10 protein-coding genes and 1 pseudogene are annotated in these 20109 nt (G+C 59.6%); 5 read left to right on the plus strand and 6 right to left on the minus strand.

The genetic code is table 11. The annotated features are described in order from the left end of the window. Positions 1-40: 40 nt before the first annotated feature. The 4 genes from M5B42_RS20005 to M5B42_RS20020 all read right to left on the minus strand — a co-directional run bounded on the left by M5B42_RS20005 (position 41) and on the right by M5B42_RS20020 (position 2883). Positions 41-733 carry an RES family NAD+ phosphorylase gene (locus M5B42_RS20005; RefSeq protein WP_248746806.1) on the minus strand — a complete coding sequence of 231 codons (693 nt, stop codon included), beginning with the start codon at positions 731-733 and terminating at the stop codon, positions 41-43. Further along, complete coding sequence (locus M5B42_RS20010) at positions 727-1131, minus strand: antitoxin Xre-like helix-turn-helix domain-containing protein (protein ID WP_152740003.1); 405 nt, start codon at positions 1129-1131, stop codon at positions 727-729. The genes M5B42_RS20005 and M5B42_RS20010 overlap by 7 nt, the downstream gene beginning before the upstream one ends. 136 nt (positions 1132-1267) lie before the next feature. Further along, on the minus strand, positions 1268-1666 hold the full coding sequence (locus M5B42_RS20015; protein WP_248746807.1) for a DUF4440 domain-containing protein: 399 nt from the start codon (positions 1664-1666) through the stop codon (positions 1268-1270). After that, complete coding sequence (locus M5B42_RS20020) at positions 1663-2883, minus strand: MFS transporter (protein ID WP_103498494.1); 1221 nt, start codon at positions 2881-2883, stop codon at positions 1663-1665. The genes M5B42_RS20015 and M5B42_RS20020 overlap by 4 nt, the downstream gene beginning before the upstream one ends. A 109-nt stretch (positions 2884-2992) precedes the next feature. On the opposite strand from M5B42_RS20020, the gene M5B42_RS20025 reads away from it, so the two are divergent. Then, positions 2993-3883 (plus strand): LysR family transcriptional regulator, encoded by an 891-nt coding sequence (locus M5B42_RS20025; RefSeq protein WP_248746808.1) that lies wholly within the window; start codon positions 2993-2995, stop codon positions 3881-3883. Positions 3884-3890: 7 nt separating this feature from the next. On the opposite strand, the gene M5B42_RS20030 is transcribed toward M5B42_RS20025, so the two are convergent. Next, entirely contained in the window at positions 3891-4715 is an 825-nt protein-coding gene (locus tag M5B42_RS20030; RefSeq protein ID WP_248746809.1) for an SDR family oxidoreductase, read from the minus strand. A 9-nt stretch (positions 4716-4724) separates the two neighbouring features. Continuing rightward, a complete protein-coding gene (locus M5B42_RS20035; RefSeq protein ID WP_248746810.1) occupies positions 4725-5129 on the minus strand; it encodes a thioredoxin domain-containing protein in 405 nt (134 codons plus the stop codon). Positions 5130-5521: 392 nt separating this feature from the next. Between M5B42_RS20035 and M5B42_RS20040 the strand changes: the two are divergent. The 4 genes and pseudogenes from M5B42_RS20040 to M5B42_RS20055 all read left to right on the plus strand — a co-directional run. Beyond that, positions 5522-9826 (plus strand): annotated as a pseudogene (locus tag M5B42_RS20040) (SpvB/TcaC N-terminal domain-containing protein); the annotation flags it as partial. Between the two features lie 42 nt (positions 9827-9868). Next, the gene (locus M5B42_RS20045; RefSeq protein ID WP_248746817.1) at positions 9869-11086 is read left to right on the plus strand and encodes an Ig-like domain-containing protein; all 1218 of its coding nucleotides are present in this window, start codon (positions 9869-9871) and stop codon (positions 11084-11086) included. Between the two features lie 74 nt (positions 11087-11160). Next, positions 11161-16074 carry a Tc toxin subunit A gene (locus M5B42_RS20050; protein WP_248746811.1) on the plus strand — a complete coding sequence of 1638 codons (4914 nt, stop codon included), beginning with the start codon at positions 11161-11163 and terminating at the stop codon, positions 16072-16074. Positions 16075-16110: 36 nt separating this feature from the next. Further along, positions 16111-20109 (plus strand): neuraminidase-like domain-containing protein (locus tag M5B42_RS20055; protein WP_248746812.1); only part of this gene is annotated, 3999 nt, incomplete at its 3' end.

Here is a 20109-nt window from a genome sequence, read left to right on the forward strand (position 1 = left end):
TAAGGGGCTCCACAAACACCCGCTTCTCGCACCATCACGATCAGGCGCCGGTGATCTGGTTGACGCCGGTGATTTTGCCGTTCCAGATCATTTCGTAATGAGCGGTTTGAATGATCAATAAGACCGGGCGTGGGGTCATCAGCGCCCAGCAGTGGTTGCCCGGATGGCGCACGGATCGGTAGCGCAGGCCGGGGCACCGGTCACTCTTGACCGCCTTCCCCAATGCGTGGGAATGGGTGTAGTCATCCGGATCATAAATGGGGTCTGCCAGAGGGATGGACATGGCATCTTTCATCGCCGCATCAGTGAACTGACAAGAAAGCCCCCGGAAAACAAAACGTTCGTAGTTGAGGCCCTGCACCTTCGACCAGTAATGGTTCTGGTGATGCCGCACCTCGGCCAGTGCCGTTTCCATCGTATCGGCCAGATACAGCACGCCAAAACTGCCATCGCTGAACCGCGACCCCGCCGGATTGACGTGAGTGAAGGGCGCCGTCGCGTAGGCGCATCCGGGAATGCCGAAGGGGATCTCGCCACGTGGGATCAGTTCCAGCCGACCCAGCTCATTCTGCAGCCTTGGATTGGTGAGGGCCTGAATCTGGTAAAGCACCTCGAACTCATCCGCGTCCGCCACGTCATCGAACAAGGCAATCGGTGGGAACTTGGAATTGACCAATCGGTAAGCTTGCAAGCGCTCACCGGGCAACGTCGGCAAATCGCCTGTTTTCACCATTGCGCGCCCCGCAGGGCGTCAATCCGCCGAAACGTTTCGTACAGCGAGATCATGTCGCCCTGGGCCATGATGTCCAGCGGGGCACGTCCGTTGAAAAACTCGTTATCGTTCGCCATCGCCGGAAAACCATAGGCGTTCTCGGGATTATCGAAAATGCCGCGCAAGGCCGCGTGGATGTTCAAAACGAAGCTGATTCGTTGCATCTGGTCGGCATCCAGTCCAACGGACCACTCGGGATCACGCTGTTTGGCACGGGTGTAGGTGCTGCGGGAAATACGCAAGATACGACAGGCCTGGTCACTCGAGGCCTGCCATTTTTCGAGTACGCCCACGGCGGCTCTCAGACCTGTCACGCCATGCGCTTTGGTCAGTCCTGGAGCAGGTGAGGTGACTGTCATGATCATATCCTTGAAGTATAATCTGTGGACTCAATAATATTAAAATTGAGTCTGTAGATTTTAATCCTACTCTTCCAAGGCTGACAGTGCCACAGGCTGCCTTATGACTGCCCCAAAAAAAACATGTACTGATTTCTCAGGCCTGAGTGAAGGTCTCATGCAGATGCCGCCACAGCACCGGCCCATCCGACTGTTTCTCAAACACCGCCGTCGATAGCCGGTCTGTACGCGTGCCCGTGTCATCGGCCTGCCATTCGCGATAACGAACGATGGCGCCGGCTTCGTGCAACGCAAACACTTCAAGCTCGCCCAGGGTGATGGTGCAACCCGGTCGACGTCCGCCCGCACCGGCAAACAGCTCGCCCAATCCCGACTTGTCCAATGGCCTGCCCGTCGGCGTGACCATTGAAAAGGCTTCCGAGAACCGCGCCAGCAGCGGCGCCAACGCGTCGTTCTCCAGGGCTCCGGCAAACCATTGCTCGATGACTTTATGGGCTTCGATCACTTCATTGAGGTACAGCGCTTTATCGCTCATGCAGGTTCTCCTTGTTTGGGGGTTAACAGTGCCAGCACCGTTGGCGTATCGAGACGAAAGACGGCGAACAGCGGCACCAGGGTCAACGCCGCGGCAATCAGAAAACAGCCGTGAAACCCGAACGGCGTGCTACCCAACTGATCCAGCAGTCCCATCAGCAGCGCCGCGCCGAGGCAGAAGCTCAGTTGCCGATTGATATTCCACACCGAGCTGGCGTGGCCCATGCGCGGTAACTCGACATCGAGAAACGCGCAGTTGTGCGCGGTACTGCTGCACAGGCTGCCGCCGAGGCCCATCAGCGCATAGGCGATGATCGGCAGCGGTCCGTGGGGATCAATGATCAATACCAACAACAGGATGCCCAGTGCCTGGGCGAACAGGCCCGCCAGCAACAAGGGCTTGGGGCCGAGTCGGTTGAAATGGCGCTTGCCGAACACAATCGCCACCCCCGAGGCCAGTGCCCAGGGCAGCATCAGGGCGCCCGTCTGCGCCGCGCTCGCCCCCAGGCCACGCAGATAGAGAATTGCCACCAACTGGGTGCCGATAAACACCCCGGGGACGAACAGGTACACCAGCATCGCCAGGCGCAACAGCGGAATACGTGCCACCTGGGCCGCACTCCACAGGCCGCGATGGCTGAACCCTGGCCGCTGGGCCGGGCGCACGTCCGGCTTGAACCACAACCCGGTCAGCAGCAGAGGCAGCAGTGCCAGCGGGATATTGGCGTAGAAGATCCAGCGCCACGACGCATGGTCGACAATCAGCCCGCCCAGCGCCGGGGACAAGGCCGGGATCAGCAAGGCCACCAGCATCATCCGCGAGGTCAGACCGGCGCGTTCGTTCACCGGGTAGTTGCGGTAGGCCATGGCCTGTCCGACCGGGATCAGCAAACCGCCGCCCAGGCCCTGCACCAACCGCCAACCGATCAGCGCCTCAATGGAGCCGGCCTGGGCCACGCACCAGGAGGCCACGGCGAACAGCACCAGTGAGGCCGCGATCAAGCGTCGCTCGCCGACCAGCGCCGCCAGCCAGACACTCAGGGGAATGATCGCCGTCAGCCCGAGCATATAGGCGTTCCCGACCCAGGCCAGTTGCGTCACCGTGGCCCGCAGCTCATGGCCGATTTCCGGGTAGGCGACATTGGCGACAAACATGTTCACCAGATCCAGGGAAAACCCCAGCAGATACACCAGGGCGATTTTCGAGCGATAGCTCATGACGGTCTCCATCGGATAAGGCGACAGGTTAGGTCGCCGGCAAGGCTTGGGAAACCGCGCATTGACTGCTAGTTTGTCAAAAATATTTTGACAATGGAGGCCTTGACCCATGGTCAGCCTGGATCGTTTCGAGACCTTCAAGACCGTGGTAGAGGCCGGTTCGCTGACCGCCGCCGCCGAACGCCTGGGGCAGACCCGGGCCGTGGTCAGCTTTACCCTCAAGCGCCTGGAGGCCGAACTGGGGGTGACCCTGTTGACCCGCAACACCCGGCGCCTGGCCCTTACCGAGGCCGGCGAGCGCTTTTACGGGCGCTGTCTGAGCATGCTGGAACAGGCCCGGCTGGCGATCGACGAGGCGCGTTCGGAACATACGCAACTGCGCGGCACGCTGCGGATCACCACCACGGTCGAATATGCCCTGGCCAAGGTGGTTCCGGCGCTGGAGTTGTTCCGGCGGATTCACCCGGAGTTGAAGGTGCATCTGTCGACCTCCTCGACCCACGCCGACCTGATCTCGGAACGTTTCGACGTGGCGATCCGGCTCGGCCAGGTCTCGGATTCCAATCACCGGGCCACGCAGCTCGCCACGTTCAAGATCTTTGCCGTGGCCTCGCCGGAGTTTGTTGCCGGGCTACCCGGCGGCGAGTTGCACACCTTCGAGGACTTGCAACAGGTGCAGAGCCTGGTGCATCGGCGCCTGGGCGATCTGGGCCTGACCCATGTGAAGAGCGGCGAGCCGTTTTTCTTCCGGCCGGCGGCCGAGCAGTCACGGATTGTCGCGGACAATTCCTCGGTGCTGCGCGGTTTTGCCCTGGCGGGGCAGGGCGTGGCGATTTTGCCGGATTGGTTGGTACGTGAGGATCTGGAGGCAGGGCGCCTGTGCCGCTTGTTGAACGGCTATCGCTTTCTCGAACAAGGGATTTATGCCCTGTACCCGGACACTCGGCATTTGCCGTTGAAGGTCCGGGTGTTTATCGACTTCATGAAAGAGCACGCCTGAGCGGTCGTTACAGCCGTACCCCCAAACCAAAGCGCTTCATCAACACCTTTTCCAGCAACCCCTTGGGCAGCAACCAGGCCATCAACGGCAATGCCCGGCTGCCATTACCCAGGCGCAACAGGCGCGGCGGCCGAGCCTGTTGCACGGCCTTGAGCAAGTCGGCGGCCACGCTGGTGGCCGGGGTCGGATTGTTCTGCGAGGCATTGGCCCGTGCGCGAATACCCTCGCGCAGCGGCCACCAGGGCGATTGCTCGCCAATCAACTGTTCAGCCTCATGCCCGGCATTCTTGGCAAAGCGGGTATCGATGGCCCCGGGCTGCACTTCCATCACCCGGATCCCGAACGGCGCCAACTCCATGCGCAAGGCATCGCTCAAGGCATGCACCGCCGCCTTCGAGGCGCAATAAGCCCCGGCGAACGGCGTCACCAGCACCCCGGACACGCTGCCGATATTCACCACCAGCCCTCGGCCGCGGCGCAACACCGGGAGCATCGCCCGGGTCACCCCGACAATGGAGAACACATTGGTTTCGAATTGCCGACGCATCGCTTCAACCCCGCCATCGAGCAGCGGTCCCATGGCGCCGTAACCGGCATTGTTGATCAGCACATCAAGGCCGCCGCACTCGGTGTTGAGCCGTTCGCCGAGTCGCTGCAGGGCATTGCCATCATTGACGTCCAACTGCACGGCGGTGAACCCGGCTGCCGCGAGCGCCGCCACATCATCGGCCCGACGCGCCGAAGCCCAGACCTGGTAACCCGCGTGCTTGAACACATCCGCCAACGCGCGGCCGATGCCGCTGGAACATCCGGTAATCAGGGCAACGGGCATGGCACTTCCTTAGTGGGCTTGTCGAGAGTCGAAGATCTCCGAGAATACCCCGTTCGGGACAAAAATGAGCGAATCGAGGCCCTTCTTTACCTCGTCCTTTTGCGTGCCATACATGTGTGTCTGGTTGCCATGGCCATCGAGGAAAAACAAGGCCGGAACGAACTCAATCTTGATCTCCGGCTGGAACAGTTTGAAGATCGGATAACTGATCTGATAGAACGCCACCCGATCCCGGTAAGGCCCTGATGCCAGGGCTTCGAGCAAGGGCTTGAGCTTTTCGCACGGCGGACAGTGACGTTTATAGACCAGCACCACGGCGGGTCGGGGCCGGATCAATGGCACCTCCAGGCTGCCCAGCTCTGCCCTGAACGCTTGTCGAGTTTTTATCTCGATGACCGTGTTCGTCCCTTTCATGCTCGATGCCCTGCCGCTCTGTTTCGGTGTTGGGGAGTATTCAACGTCAAATGTGATCCAATGTAACCTGTCAGAAATGACGGGTGTCAAAGTGCCATCATTGCTGGGCGAGTCGGCTGGAAGAGTGTTACCGCGGGTGTACTTCCATAAAATCAAGGGGTTGTTGGCAGAAATCGGAGGACTACGTTGTAATGGATGGGTCGTTTTATGCTCGATCTTGGTCGTTAATAGTGAGTCATGGGGTCACGTTATCGCCTGGGGCCGGCCGGCATATGCCCTGTTTGGTGCTTTCTTATTTCGTTAATCACTAAAAAACTGTCATTTCTGACAGTAGATGAGGCCCCCGGATTGCGCCCACATTAGCTCCCAGCAGATCTGCCTGGAGCCCGGCGATGGACCCACAAGAGAACTTCAGCATCACGCCGCCGTCGTTGCCCAAGGGCGGCGGCGCGATTCAAAGCATCGGCAAGGGTTGGGGCGAGGTAGGCTCCACCGGCAAGGCCTCCTTTGACCTGCCGTTGCCGATCTCGCCCGGGCGCGGTTTCGCCCCGGCCCTGACCCTCGGTTATGGCAGCAGCGTCGGTAACAGCCTGTTCGGCATCGGCTGGGTATTGTCGTTGGGTTGCGTGGCACGGCGTACCAGCAAGGGCGTTCCGGATTACACCGATGACGATGTCATGCTCGGCCCCGACGGCACCGTGTGGATGGCCGAGCGAGATGCCGACGGGAAGATCATTCGCAGGCCCGTGAATAGCTATCGAGGCCTGGAGCTGGGCATCGACTATCAGGTGGCGCGTTACTTCCCCCGTATCGAAGGGGCGTTCGAACGGATCGAACATTGGCGTTCGGCGGACGACTACCCGGGGTTCTGGTTGATTCACGGGGCCGACGGCAGCCTGCACCTGTACGGCTACAACAGCTCGTCACGCAGTACCGACCTGGAAGATCACCTGCGCGTCGGCGAATGGCTGCTGGAAGAAAGCCTCAATGCCCTCGGCGAACATATCCTCTATGAGTACGCCGGCGAAGACCATGCCGGGATGCCTGACGATACACCGCGCGACTTTCGCGCCCAGTGTTATCTGAGCCGGGTGCGTTATGGCAATGCCGAGGCGGACGCGCACCTCTATCACTGGGTGCCCGGGCAGTTGGAGCGGGTGCAGTGGCACTTCGATCTGATTTTTGACTACGGTGAGCGTGACACCGGGGTGGAGGATATTCCCGCCTACGAACCGACGGGCGAGTGGCCGGTGCGCAGCGACCCTTTCGCAACCTACGGCTATGGCTTCCTGCTGGGCAACCTGCGTTTGTGCCGGCAGGTGCTGATGTTCCACCAGTTTCCTGAACTGGGCAGCGAACCGCTGCTGGTGCAGCGCTTGCTGCTTGAATATCGGACCACTGAACTGGGCTACAACCTGCTGTCCGCCGCGCACCAGCAAGGTTATGACGAGCAGGGGCAAATCCAGTCGCGCCCGCCCGTTGAGTTCAGCTACTCGGCGTTTGAACCCGAGGACAGTGAGTATCAAGAATTCGATGCCATGCCCGGCCTGAACGACGGTCAGCAGTATCAACTGGTCGACCTGTATGGCGAGGGCCTGCCGGGTGTGCTCTATCGCAGCGACAAGGCCTGGTACTACCGTGAGCCGCTACGGGCGCAGCCGGCGGAAACGGCCGATGAGGTGGTCTACGATTCGTGGCGACGACTGGACGCCATCCCGGTGATGGACAGCCGCAAACCGGTGCGCCAGTCGCTGATGGACCTCACTGGCGACGGCCGCCTGGACTGGGTGGTGGCGCAACCCGGTGTCAGCGGTTTTTTCACCCTCAACCCGGATCGCAGCTGGTCCAGGTTCGTCACCTTTGACGCCTTTCCCGTGGAATTCTTCCACCCGCAGAGCCAACTGGCCGACCTGATGGGTGCCGGCCTGTCCGACCTGGCCCTGATCGGTCCGCGCAGCGTGCGGCTGTATGCCAACCGCCGGCGCGAAGGTTTTGCCTCGGGCAAGGATGTGGCGCACTTCATCGAAACCGCGCCCGATGATCGTCTCCCCGTGCTGAGTCCGGCGCCGACTGAACTGGTGGCCTTCAGCGATGTATTGGGCAGCGGCCAGCAGCACCTGGTGCGCATTCGCCATAACGAAATCGTCTGCTGGCCCAACCGCGGCCACGGTCGTTTCGACCCGGGCTTTCGCCTGGGCACCTTGCCCTATACCTACGAGTCCTTCGACGCTTCGCGGGTGTTGCTGGCCGACCTCGACGGCTCCGGCGCGGCGGACCTGATCTACCTCACCAGCGAGCATGCCGAGATTTTCATGAACCGCACCGGCATGGGCTTTGAAAGCACGCCCCTGATCCAGCCCTGGCCGCCGGGCGTGCGTTATGACCGGCTGTGCCAGGTCAGCACCGCCGACCTGCAAGGGCTGGGTTGTTCCAGCCTGGTGATCACCATCCCCCATATGAAACCCCAGCATTGGCGTGTGGATTTTGTCCAGGCCAAGCCGTATCTGCTGCACAGCACCAACAACAATATGGGCGCGGTGGGGGAGGTGATCTACCGCAGCTCGGCCCAGGAATGGCTGGATGAAAAACAGGCATTGCTGGCGGCGGACCTGGAGCCTGTCAGCTATGTGCCGTTTCCGATGCCGGTGGCCGTCGAGCAGATCCAGCTCGATGAAATCACCGGCAATCGGCTGACCCAGCGCTTTGAATACTGCCAGGGCTTCTACGATGGCCAGGAGCGCGAGTTCCGCGGCTTTGGCCTGGTGCTGCAAACCGACAGCGACGTCACCGGCGACGAACAGCGGCTGGCCGGTTTTACCGCGCCGGTGCTGCGCAAGAGCTGGTTCCATACCGGGCGCCTGCCCGACCTGCCGGGCCTGGACTATGACCGCTCGGACAGCGCGGCCCAACCCCTGGGCACGGCCTTGCTGCTGGAGCCCCGTGGCGCCGCGCCGGACGATATCATCAGCGACGCCGATGATCTGACCTGGCACGACATGGCCTACGCCCTGGCCGGCATGCCGTTGCGGGTCGAGATATTCGGTCTCGACGCCGACGACCTGTTGCAGGACCGGCCCTACTCGGTGCAGCAATCGCGTTATGCCGTGCGTCTGTTGCAACGGCGCAACGAATTCCAGCCGTACTGCAGGATGCAGCCGCTGGAGCTGGAGTCGATCGCGTATACCTACGAGCGTCAACCTGACGACCCTCTGTGTCAGCACCATATCAGCCTGGCCTGGGATCCTTATGGCGGGCTGATCCATGAGGTGACGGTCGACTATGCCCGGCGCAAGAGCGTCAGCGACGATCCGCCGTTCAGCGAAGTCCATGAGCAAACCTGGTGGCGCGCCGCCCACGACGACGCCCAGCGCTTTTACTACCTGAACGAAAGCCGCGCCCAATTTATTCACCTGGATGATCCGGAAGGCTGTCGTCTGGGCCTGCCCTACCTGTCCCGTGGCAACGCGCTGGTGCTGCCGAAGGCGGTGCTGGGGCCGGAGGATATTTCCCATGAGTCGATGCTCGACCGTCTCAATGCGCCGCCAGCGGGTGACTACCAGCGGGTGCTGACGCAGTTTTCCGTGCAGCGTTATCAACAGGCCGGCCAGACCCTGCCGGCGGGGCAGGCCAGTTTCGAGGCGCTGGTCGACTTCCTGGAGTCCGCCGAGCTGGATGAGGCGGCGCTGCAGGCGTATGCGTCTGTGCTCAGTCCCGCGGAGCTGGAGGACAAACTGCCCGGGCTCGGTTATCGGCCCATTGAGGCCATGTTGCCGACGGAACCGGACAGGGTATTGTGGTCGACCCGCAAGGGCTTTATGACCTACGCCGGGCTGGACGGTTTCTATCGGCTGATCAGTGCCCGGCCCACCGAAAGCCAGGGGCCGACGGACATCGAGTTCGATGCCTATTACTGCCTGCCGATCAGTGTCACCACGGCCGATGAGTGTGTCACCCGCGTGGACGTCGCCGATTATCGGTTCCTGTTGCCCCGTCGCATCGTCGATCCGAACCAGAATATCCAGGAGGCCTGCTATGACGGTTTTGGCGAGCTGTCGGCCAGCAGTTTCCATGGCACCGAGGCGGGTGTTGCGCTCGGTTTCGATCCGATAGACGAGTACCAGCCCGTGGCCCACTTACCCGCCGAAGCCATCGCCGACCCGGACGCGGCGTTGCAGGGGGTGGCCAGTGCCTGCTTTCGTGATGCGTTCAGTTGGATGCGGCAGCGTGAGCCGGTCCATGCGGCGGTCCTGCAAGCCGACCGTTACCCGGCACCTGCGGACAATCCCGGGCGAAAAATCCGTATCGCCGTCCAGTGCTGGGACGGCTTCGGCCGCGCCTTGCAGACCAAGCAGAAAGTCGAACCGGGGGACGCCTACCAGATCGCGGCCGACGGCACCCTGGTGCTGGACAACGATCAGCCCGTCAGCGCCCCGGCCGCCGAGCGCTGGCGGGTCAGCGAACGGGTCGAATACAACAACAAGGGCCTGGCGGTACGGGTCTACCGACCTTACTTCGCCGATGGCTACCGCTATATCAAGGACGAGTCCTTTCGCCTCTTCGGGCATTGCGACCAGCAATTCTACGATCCGCTCGGCCGCCCGACCCTGACCCTCACCGCCATGGGCTACAAGCGCCGCCAGCGGTACCTGGGGTGGTACGGAATCGCCGAGGACGAAAACGATACCTGGGGGGAGGTGGAGGAAGAGTCCCCAACGCTTCCGGCGGTCGCTACCTTGACCGTGAGCACTGGCCAAAAAGCAGCCAATGGCTCGGATGCCCATACGGCAACCGTCACGGTCAAGGATACCGAGAACCGTCCGGTCAGGAACGTTGTGGTGCGGTTTCTCGATATCCCGGACGCCTCCCTCAATCCCTCCTCCGGCTTCACCAATACGCAGGGACTGGTCGAAACCCGCATCACCTCGACCGTGCCTGGCACCAAAACCGTCAGTGCCACGACGTCGGTGGGCGATGTGAGTGGCAGTCCGAAGACCGTCGAATTCGTCGCCGCTGCTTCGGCTCAACTGGAGTTGGAGATGGGCGCTGGCAATCAGCTCGTCAGCGATACGGAAAAAAACAACTGGGTCTGGGCGACGGTACGTATGAGCGATGGCTCCCCGGCTCCGCAGGGCACCCGGGTAACGTTTGACCCGGTCGATGACGTTGTTTTTAGCGCGACTTCTTGCCAGACCTCGGGCAGTACCGGCAAGTGCATTGTGATGATAGGCAGTACCGTGGCGAAGACGCACACCATCACTGCCAGGCTCGCGGGGGAACTTTCAGAAGCGCAGGTCGACGCGACATTCCTTCACGGGGCGTACGATCCAGCCGCTTCCACCCTGGAACCTATCGAGGGTGACAAGAGGGCCGATGGGGTGGACGCGCACCTGGCAACCGTGACGTTGCGTGATACCTACGGCAACCCTTACACCGCGACTACAGCATCTTCCTATGTACTGTTTCCGGCGGTCGCCGGCGTCACCATTGACCCTACCGCGCCAAACCGCTGCGCGTTTGTGCCGGGTAGCGCAACGACCAGTGCCCGTATCACGTCGCAACTCGCGGGCACCTATTCCATTACGGCGACCTTTGGCAATGGCTCTGGCATAGGACAGCCGCAGACGGCGAGGTTTGTCGGTATCGCCGGGGATGAAAGCCGTTCGACCTTCAGTGTCAGCGAGGGGAGCCAACCGGCCGATGGCTTGACCACCCATACCGTCACGGCTTTCATCCGGGATTCCGCCGATAACCCCTTTGCGGGCGCTACCGTGTATTTCGGAACGACGGGCGCGACGTTGCTAGAGACAACCTGTGTCACCGGGCCGGAGGGGACCTGTTCGGTCGATCTGGTCGCGACCACCCCAGGTACGAAAGAAGTGAGGGCCAATCTCAATCGCAGGGTGGGTGGGACGCTGATTTACCTGAGTAACAATCCTCAATCTGCGCAGTTTTCTTGAGCCGAACCTTGGAAGAATCCTCAATGGGTAAGGACGCCTCTAACAGTTGAAAAGTTCTCAACCGGAGACGGGCAATGAACGACAAACCCAGTTCACTGTTGCAGTTGTTGAACAAGAACGCGCGCAGTCGCAGCCAGCTACTGGAGCATTACGACTCGGTATTGGAGATCGCCAAGGGTTCGCTCGAGCAACTGATGAGCACCGACAGAACCTTGCACATCACCGAAGCGCGGGCCTTGCATGAGCAAGCCAGGGCCATCAGCGCCGTTACGCTGCGGCAGTTTCGCGAGCAGCGGCTGACCACGGCGATACACCGTGCCTTCGAGCCCGGTTCCGGCATCCGCGGGCTGGTGGATGCCCCGACCTACAACGATCTGTTCCGGCCGGACTGGGCCAATCATTGCCCGACGGATGCGATTGAAGCCACAACCTCGCCCATCGCCTACCTGGCCGATCTCTACCGTGAAGTACAGAAGATCGAGCAGAGCGGCAGGCCGGGGGACGGGCAGGGCAACCGTATTCTGTTGGAAGAGCGACGTCCGGACCTGGCGGACCTGTGGCTGGATCACAGTGCCCTCGAGCGTGTCGAACCGACCCTGGTGCTGGTCAACGAAATACTGGAAACCTCGGCGTACCGCTATCTGGAGAGCTTCGGCGACGAACGTTCGCTGGATGATGTGCTGCTGGATGTTCGTTACCCCCCGACCTTGCCGTATGAGCGCTATCAGCAACAGATCAATTACACCTTGCAGCGCAAGGAGCGCCTGCCCGGCGACGTTATCCGCTGCACCGACCGGGCCTATCCGTATTTCAAGGAACCCGGCGTGCATTCGCTGCTGTCGGATATCGCTCTGGTGCAAGACACCGGCTTCGGCCCGGTGCAGCAGGGGATTTTGCTGGAGGCGCCGTATTTTCCGGAGTTCGACCCCAATCAAGAACCCGAGCAAACGTTCGCCTTGGCCCGTATCAACCCGAGAACCCATCTGCTCGACACCTCCGGCACCGATCCCGAGAGCTTCTTCAGGGCCAACTTTGGCGAGGGCGATGTTTTCAGGTTGCTCGATACCCAAACCTTCTGCCTGCACACCGGGCTGAAGACCGATGAGCTCGAATCGCTGTTGTCCGTGGGGGCTTATACGCCCTATTCGTCGGCCAATTTCATTGCGTTAGATGACGTGCCGGTGGATGGCGCGGTGTTCGGTTCGGTGTACGTCAACGCGGGTATCAGCCCGGCCATGGCCATTGAAACGACTAGCGACGATGAGAGTGCTCCCCAACACCAGATCGTCAATTGGTCCCATGACCGTTTTGACCGGCTCAATCGCATGATCCGCCTGGCAAACTGGCTCAAGCTGCCGTTCGACCAGGTTGATCGCCTGCTGGTGGCCTCGATTGGCGCCGAAGGGAAAACGTCGGATTATCGGATCACTACCGACACCCTGCGCGCCCTTGGCCTGTTCCAGAGTCTGCGTACGCGCTACAAGGTCAGCGCGGACGACTTTGCCGCCTTGCTCCGGGGGCTGGGCGTGCACGCCCGGGGCAAGCAGTCGACGCAGTTTGACCTGGTGTTCAACAGCCAGGCGCTGTTTCCCGGCCCGCTGATCCTGGATGGGGAGGTCTTCGACATCACCCCCGGCAATGAGGCCGAACGCCAGAAAATCGATCATTTGTGCGCCGCCCTGGGCATGACCTTCGAGATGTACCGTTTTACCGCCAAGGTCATCGAACAGGCCTACGCCGGTGAGCCCTTGCGCTGGAACACAGCGGTGGTGTCGGCGTTCTACCGGTTGGTCCGGCTGCCCCATTATCTGGGGCTGACCACCATTGAGGCCCTGGCGTTGCTCGAACTGCTGGATAACGGCGGCAGTCAATTGGTCGCGAAACTGGCCGGGCCGACTCATATCGCCTCCTACCAGACGTCTGGTAACACCGACACCTTGAGCGTGATCCACGCCCTCGTCGAAGCCAGTGCCTGGTTGGCCGAGCACAAGTGGACGGTCGGCCAGGTCTGTCGGATCGTGCTGCCGGCCCTGACCAAGCCGGTGGCCAGCGAGGCCGAGCTCAATCTGCTCAAGCAGATGCACTCGCGCCTGGCGGCGGCGCTGATCAGCGACAGCAGTTTTGCCGAGGTCGGCGCACCGCAAAGCCGTGTGGTCGTGAATATCGATGAAGGAGGCCAGGAGGTGTTTTCCTCGGTCGCCATCGATTGGTTCGAGGAATTGAAAGAGTTTATCGAGGCGGGAGAAACCACCCCGGCGGCCCGGGGGCTGGTCAAATACCTGAGGGGGGAAACCGAAGAGAGTTTTGACGCCGCTTTGAACGGCAAGGTCGCCGAGGTGCTGGAACCCTTCGACCCGACGCCCGAAGGCCTGCATGCCCAGATCTGCAATATGATCATGCGGGCTCGCGGCGCTCAGGAAGCCTTGCTGATGGAAGGGCTGGCCGGCTATCTGGACAGCTCCGTCGATCTGGTCAAGGTGCTGTTGTTCTGGGCCGAGGGCAATCGCTATCAGTTGCTGATGGAGGTGCTGCGGGTATATGGACTGGCCGCCAACGCCAGTGGCCCCTTGCAGTTGGCCATTGGCGACGAAGTCCTGTTGGTGCTCGACAATCTGGTCAAGCGAGCCGCCGTCACCACGCACTTGGATCTGAGCCCGGCATTTGTCGAACAGTGTGTGCAGCATCCACAGTGGTTCGGTCTTGACGATGTCGGGTTGTCGCTGCAGACCGTGTATTTTTTCACCCAATACGCCTCAACGGTACGCCTGAGCGCACAACCGGAAGAGCGGCTGCTGGATTATCTGCAACTGATCAACACCCTTTGGGACAAGGCCCTGGAAGGCGACAAGCGGCTGATCCGCGACAGTGCGGCGAACAAGCTGGCCGGCTTTCTCGACTGGGGCGTACGCCAGGTACTGGCGGTGGCCTCGCATCTGAACCCGGAGGACGGGGTGATTTTTACCCTCGCCGAACTGGATCTGCTGGTGCGCACCTGCCGCCTGGCGCGGCATACCGACCTGGATGCCGAGGCACTGTTAGCGCTGGGGACCTTGACGCCGACCAGTGACGTGGCAGATTTCCGCCATGCCGCGGAGCTGGCATTGGCCAGCCTCACCCAGTCCGTGCCGGGAACACCGGCCGGTGAAGTCGGGCAAAGCCATAGCAGCGTGATCACGGTGACACCGGACTATCTGGTGGCGAACAAATCCGGCGAAAGTGCGACCTATTCCATCACCCTGCGCGACTTCATGGATGAGCCGTTCGAAGACGTCACCATTACCTGGAGCACCAATCTGGGAGTATTGGAACAGAGGTCGACGGTTACCGACGAGAACGGCGAGAGCAGCGTCACGCTGGAGAGCGGCGACACCATGGGCATCGCTCATGTGGTGGCCGAGTATGGGCTGGGCGACAAGGTGCTTGCGCCGGTGGTGACCATTGGTTGCGATGAAGCCTCGTTGCACTTTTCAGCGCCGACCTATGATCGTTCGGAAGCCTTGTCCAACAAACTCGAAGCCATCAATTTCAGTGTCACGTTGGTGGATGATTTTACCAACCTGGGTATCGATCGTCTGGTGGACTGGGGAACGACCTTGGGCGAGTTCCAGCGCTACCAGACGATGACCAACCACGAGGGCATCAGCCATTCGAGCCTGCGCAGCGGACCACTGGGCGAGGCTGCGGTGATCGCACGGTATGAAAACGGCAGTTATTGGGCGTTTCCAGAGGTGACCTTTACCAGCACGCCGTATTTTCAATATGTACGTTTTGCCAGTGCGGTGGTTGAAGATGTTGAGGTTGAGCTGAGCTGCCGGTTGGTTGAGCTTAATGGCGATGCTGTACCAGAGGGCACGAGCGTTACTTGGCGCGCGGACGCTGAAGACTTGCTCGTGTTGGAAAGCGCCACTGATAGTCAGGGTGTTGCGTTGTCGCGATTTAAACCCGAGGGCTCCGGTACGGTCACCGTAACAGCCAGTGCTCAGGGCGATATAAAGGAAAAGTCGACGGAAGTGACGAAGATTTACCCTCAGGCCTTGATTGCCAAGTACGAATCTTCTCAGCCGTTATATATGGAGGGCGATCCGAATCCCGTCGTGTTTTCTGTTTGGCTGGTGTCGGGAGGTGATGTATCGCCTAGGACGCCTGTAGAGTGGAAAGTGGATGGCGTGTTCAAGGCGAGCTCTCTGACTGATAAGGATGGGCTCGCGACCTTCAGTTCGAAATTTGCAACCGTGCAAGGTGCCTATACAGAACATACGGTTTTGGCGACAGTCGCTGGAACCGATAAAACGGTTGAGTTTAAGGTGGCTGCGCTCCCCTATTTTAAAATTCAGGTGGCGCTCGCCGGAGAGGGATTCTATGAGAAAGCTCCAAAATTTATCGGTTCGACCAGGTATTATACGCTTGTGGTAAAAGCGATTGATGGTGCAGGTCAATCCTTAGCGGGTATCCCATTTAAACTGACAAGCCTGGGTGTCGACCCTTCATTACTTCTGGTGCGTATTGAAAGTCTGGACGAACTCGTCGAGACAACAACGGAGGGTTATAGTTTTAATGTGCATCGCATGGCCGGGCCAACGAGTCAAGTGCCTATGGGGGATTTTTCTCTGGGGGTTGAGGTTGCTGGAAAACGCTTGTGGGAGGACTCTTATAGAGCGGGTATTATTTATAGGATCTATGATGCGGTTATAAAAAGCAGTGTTCTTATTGTTAGATTTACTCTTTGGAATCAATATAACTCGATTCCATCCGATTATTGGACGCTTGTGGGTTTTCCCGTTACGGCCGAAGTCGCGGATGTTTCATGGAAGGACACAGTAGAGATAATTTGCAAGCGTAACGAGGCTATATGTTGGCAGGCACATTTTCCTCTGACTGGGAGCGATCACCCCACGCAATGGCATCCTCTTACGGTCAGTGAAGTTGTGGGCGGGGATGGCTACATCATCCTTGCAGAGGACACAAAAGTTATTTGGGCGGATGTTTAGTCGGTTTTTTGGTTCGAATTTTAACAGGTGCTCACTATGAAAGCCGGAATTATTCACGAACTCGAAGAACAACGCCGTGACGCCCTGGTCGCTTATTACCTGGGCCAGATCGTGCCGTCATCGAACACGGCGGCACCCTTGCGCCTGACTACCCCCGAGGATCTCTACGAATACCTGCTGATCGACAATCAGGTCGGTGCCCAGGTGGAGACCAGCCGCGTCGCCCAGGGCATTGCCAGCCTCCAGCAGTATATCCACGCCATCTACAACGGCATGGAGCCCGGTTACCCCTATGGGTTCAGTGCCGAGGAGCTGCGCTTGTGGCGCGAGAGCATGAGCGAGTACAGCGTCTGGGCCGGCTACCAGATGATCGAGGATTACCCGGAAAACTACATCGACCCGACCCTGCGCCTGGGCAAGACCAGCCAGTTCAAGAACCTGGAGAACGACCTGGGGCAAAGCCGCCTGACCGAGGACAGCGTGCAGACTGCGCTGAAAAACTACCTCAGCCAGTTTGAGTTGGTGAGTAACCTGAAGGTGGTCTCGGGATATATCGATGGCACGGACTTCAGGCACGCCCATTATTATTTTGTCGGTCGGCAAAACGTCGAGCCTTTTGCGCACTATTGGCGCAAGGCGGCGATTGACCTGAATGATTCCAGCACCCATGTCTCGCCTGCGGCCTGGAGTGAATGGAAAGCCATTGATGTGGCCTTCGATTCGAAGGTGGCGCATGTCCGGGTGGTGACGATCATGGGCCGTCTGCATGTGGTCTGGGTGGAGCCCGGCCCGGCGGAGGTCGACGCGGATGGCCAGAAGACCGGCCGCTATTCGTATTTTATAAAGATGGCCTATAAACAAATCAATGACCAGTGGGCGCCCTCCACGACGCTGTTTAGCGGGTATACCGATAAAGAGCGCTTCGAAGATGAACTGGCCAGCAATGGAGATTTTGTTCGCGGCTTTGTCTTTACCGTGACCATGGATATCCGAAAATCTGGTCAGACGAACCTGGTTATTTGCTTCACGGCCTGGGCCCCTTCGGGGGCAAACGAAGTGATAGAGACTACGACTGAAGAGGTGATCCTGGTGATGGATCGCTTTTTCAAAGTCGTTAATTTGTCGAGCACCACGGGAGAGGGGCGGGAGTTGATGACCGTGGCGAAGGCGATGTTTGGCCGCAACGCCGAGTGCTTGCAGTTCCCCTATGCGGAAATCGATGATGGCGGTGTCAATATAAAGTGGCGGTTGAAAGAGATTGTTTATCAACCCGACTCGCCGTGGTCCACGCCACACCCACCCAATGCATTGAATCAGCGCCTGGAGTTTAGCGCGGCTTTGTTCATGGACCCTGGACCGGGAGCCGTCGGGTTGTTCCTGCTCCAGGGGCATTGTTCGGCTATCGAACTGGAGAGGGATACGCTTGAAATTTTCATGGGCAATAGTTCAGCCCAGGTGGCAATCGGCAATAATATGAAAGCCACGGCGTTAATCACCACCCGTGATCGCAGGTTATACGGGGAGGTGAGAGTAGATGCGGGGTTTTCCACGTTGCCTCTGCCGGCTGGAGAATGGCTTCACGAAGGCGTAGTGGTCGGTAGTTTTCAGCCGGGGACCTATAAAAAGTACATCGAGCCGTCGGGGTATTTCTATTATTTTGCGCAAGTGGAGCTTGACCTTGACATAGCCACCCTTCCGTCTTATGGACCGGGTGAGATAAAAAGAGCAGACATGTTCAAAGTTGAGTTGTCGGGAGGGCTGGAACTCGGATTGGGGAGTGCGAGTAATATTTGTGTGGAAAAGCAGCGGCCGGTCACCAAGGATTTCAAGATCTGGACCTATTGGTATGAGGACGACGGTAGAAGAGTGGGAACGTCCATATGGACTGGCAAGCTTACGCTGAATGGCAATGCATCGACTCCAGCGATCCCCCGGATAGTCACGGCGGCCAGTCTGGAAGAACTTTACTATTTTCAGTTTGGTCATCAGGTCGGCGAGCACACCTACAACCAATATGACGTTCACCTGGTTCCCGAGCTCAGCCGTGCGGCACCCCGTGTAGTCTCCAATCAAGGGGCTCAGTTTCTCGATCTTGAAGCATTGGCATTGCCTTCATTGCGTTATGTAAGGCTCAACAATCTGTTTGCCAAGGAACTGATCGCCAAGGCGGCATTCTCTGTGCCAGCGGCCTTGAGCTGGGAGACCCAGCACACGGAGGAACCCCCCGTTCCCGGTACTTCGCAAGCGGTTCCTCTGGATTTCAACGGTGCCAACGGCCGTTACTTCTGGGAATTGTTTTTCCATGCCCCGCACCTCGTCGCCCGGCGTTTGCACAGCGAGTTCGATTACCTGGGCGCGGAAACCTGGTATCACGCTATTTTCAATCCACTGGCGCGTATTCAGCCGCTCTCTCCCGCGCCTTCCGTGGACTATCCCTATTGGTGTGTCAGGCCCCTGGCCCAGCCGGATAGTCCCGCCGAGCAGTTTTTCAGCCTGGGTGGCCTACGCGATCCGGACGCGATTGCCTATAGCGTGCCTTCGCACTACCGCAAGGCGATCTTTACCGACTATGTGAAAAACCTGATTGCTCGTGGCGACATGCTCTACCGGCAATTGACCCGCGATGCCCTCAACGAAGCCAAGCTCCTGTATGTTCGCGCCTTGTCCTTGCTTGGCCCCTTGTCCAAGGGCCGCAGCATCAGCCGCTGGGAGCCTATGCCGCTGGTGGATGCGGCGGCCTATGAAAGCGCTTTGTTCAGCGCCTTCGAATCATCGATCCAGACGCTGTTCGCCGAGGATATTCCCCAGCATATCCAGGGCGACCCCTGGTTGCGCCTGATCGACGCGCCCTGGTTCCGCTTGCCGGTGAATACGCAACTGCTCGACTTATGGGACAACCTCGACTTACGCTTGGGCAACCTGCGCAATAACCTCACCCTGGACGGCAAACCCTTGCTGCTGGCGCTTTACGAGGCGCCGGCCAATCCGTTCGACCTGTTGCGCGCGCAGTTGGCCGGCGAGGGCGGCGGCACCCGGCGGCTGGGGTCCCTGGCGATCATCCCGCCTTACCGTTTCCGCGCCATGCTGCCCCGTGTGCAGAACGCCGTTGACACCTTGATCCGCTTTGGCGAACAGGTACGCAGCTATATGGAAATGCGTGACCGCAGCCAGCAGGAAGAGCTGCTGCAATCCCATGTGCAGGAACTCTCCGAGTTTGGCGTGACCTTGCAGGAGCAGGCCATTGAACAGGCCCGCAGCAGCAGGGATGCCCTGACGGCCAGCAAGGCGATGGTGCTTTCCCGTCACGCTTACTACGAGCGGTTGCGTAAAGAAGACGTTTCCGACGATGAAAAATTGGCCATGTATGAACGTGTGGTTGGGGGGGGCATTACAGCGGGCTTGGCTGGGGCAACGACTGCCGCGCAGGTAATGGATGCAATCACGGTGAATGTTGTCGGTGTATCTGGTGGCGTACGCAAGCCTGCCGCGCTTGCCTTCGCGGCAATAACGGCTGTCGATGTTGCTGCACAAGGTTTGGTAGTCCATGCCGATTTTCTAACTCAGAAAGAGCAGTATCGCCGCCGACGCGAAGAATGGGATTTCATGATCGAGCAGGCCACGGCTGAAATCGCAGTGATCAATGAGCAGATAAAGGCTCAGAAAATCGTTATCACTTCCGCTGAAACCGGTTTGTTGCAAGCCAAAAAAGCCCGCGAACAGGCAGAAGCCTACTATGACTTCCTCAAGCACCGTTCCACCGGCCCAGGGCTGTACCAGTGGTTGCTCAGCCAGATATCGACGCTGTATTTCCAGGCCTATGACGCCGTGTTGTCGATGTGCCTGGCCACCGAGGCTGGTTGGCAATATGAACTGGGCGATCATGACACGCGCTTTATTCCCCATGATGCTTGGGCCGACAACCGTCAGGGCCTGAATGCTGGCGAAGCCTTGAAGCTGGGTTTGTTGCGCATGGAGTCGGCGTTTCTCAACCGCCATGAGCGCCGCCTGGAACTGACCAAGACCATCTCCTTGAGA

Origin of the sequence: Pseudomonas sp. MWU12-2037 (assembly GCF_023242345.1) — a bacterium.
Lineage (GTDB): Bacteria > Pseudomonadota > Gammaproteobacteria > Pseudomonadales > Pseudomonadaceae > Aquipseudomonas > Aquipseudomonas gingeri_D.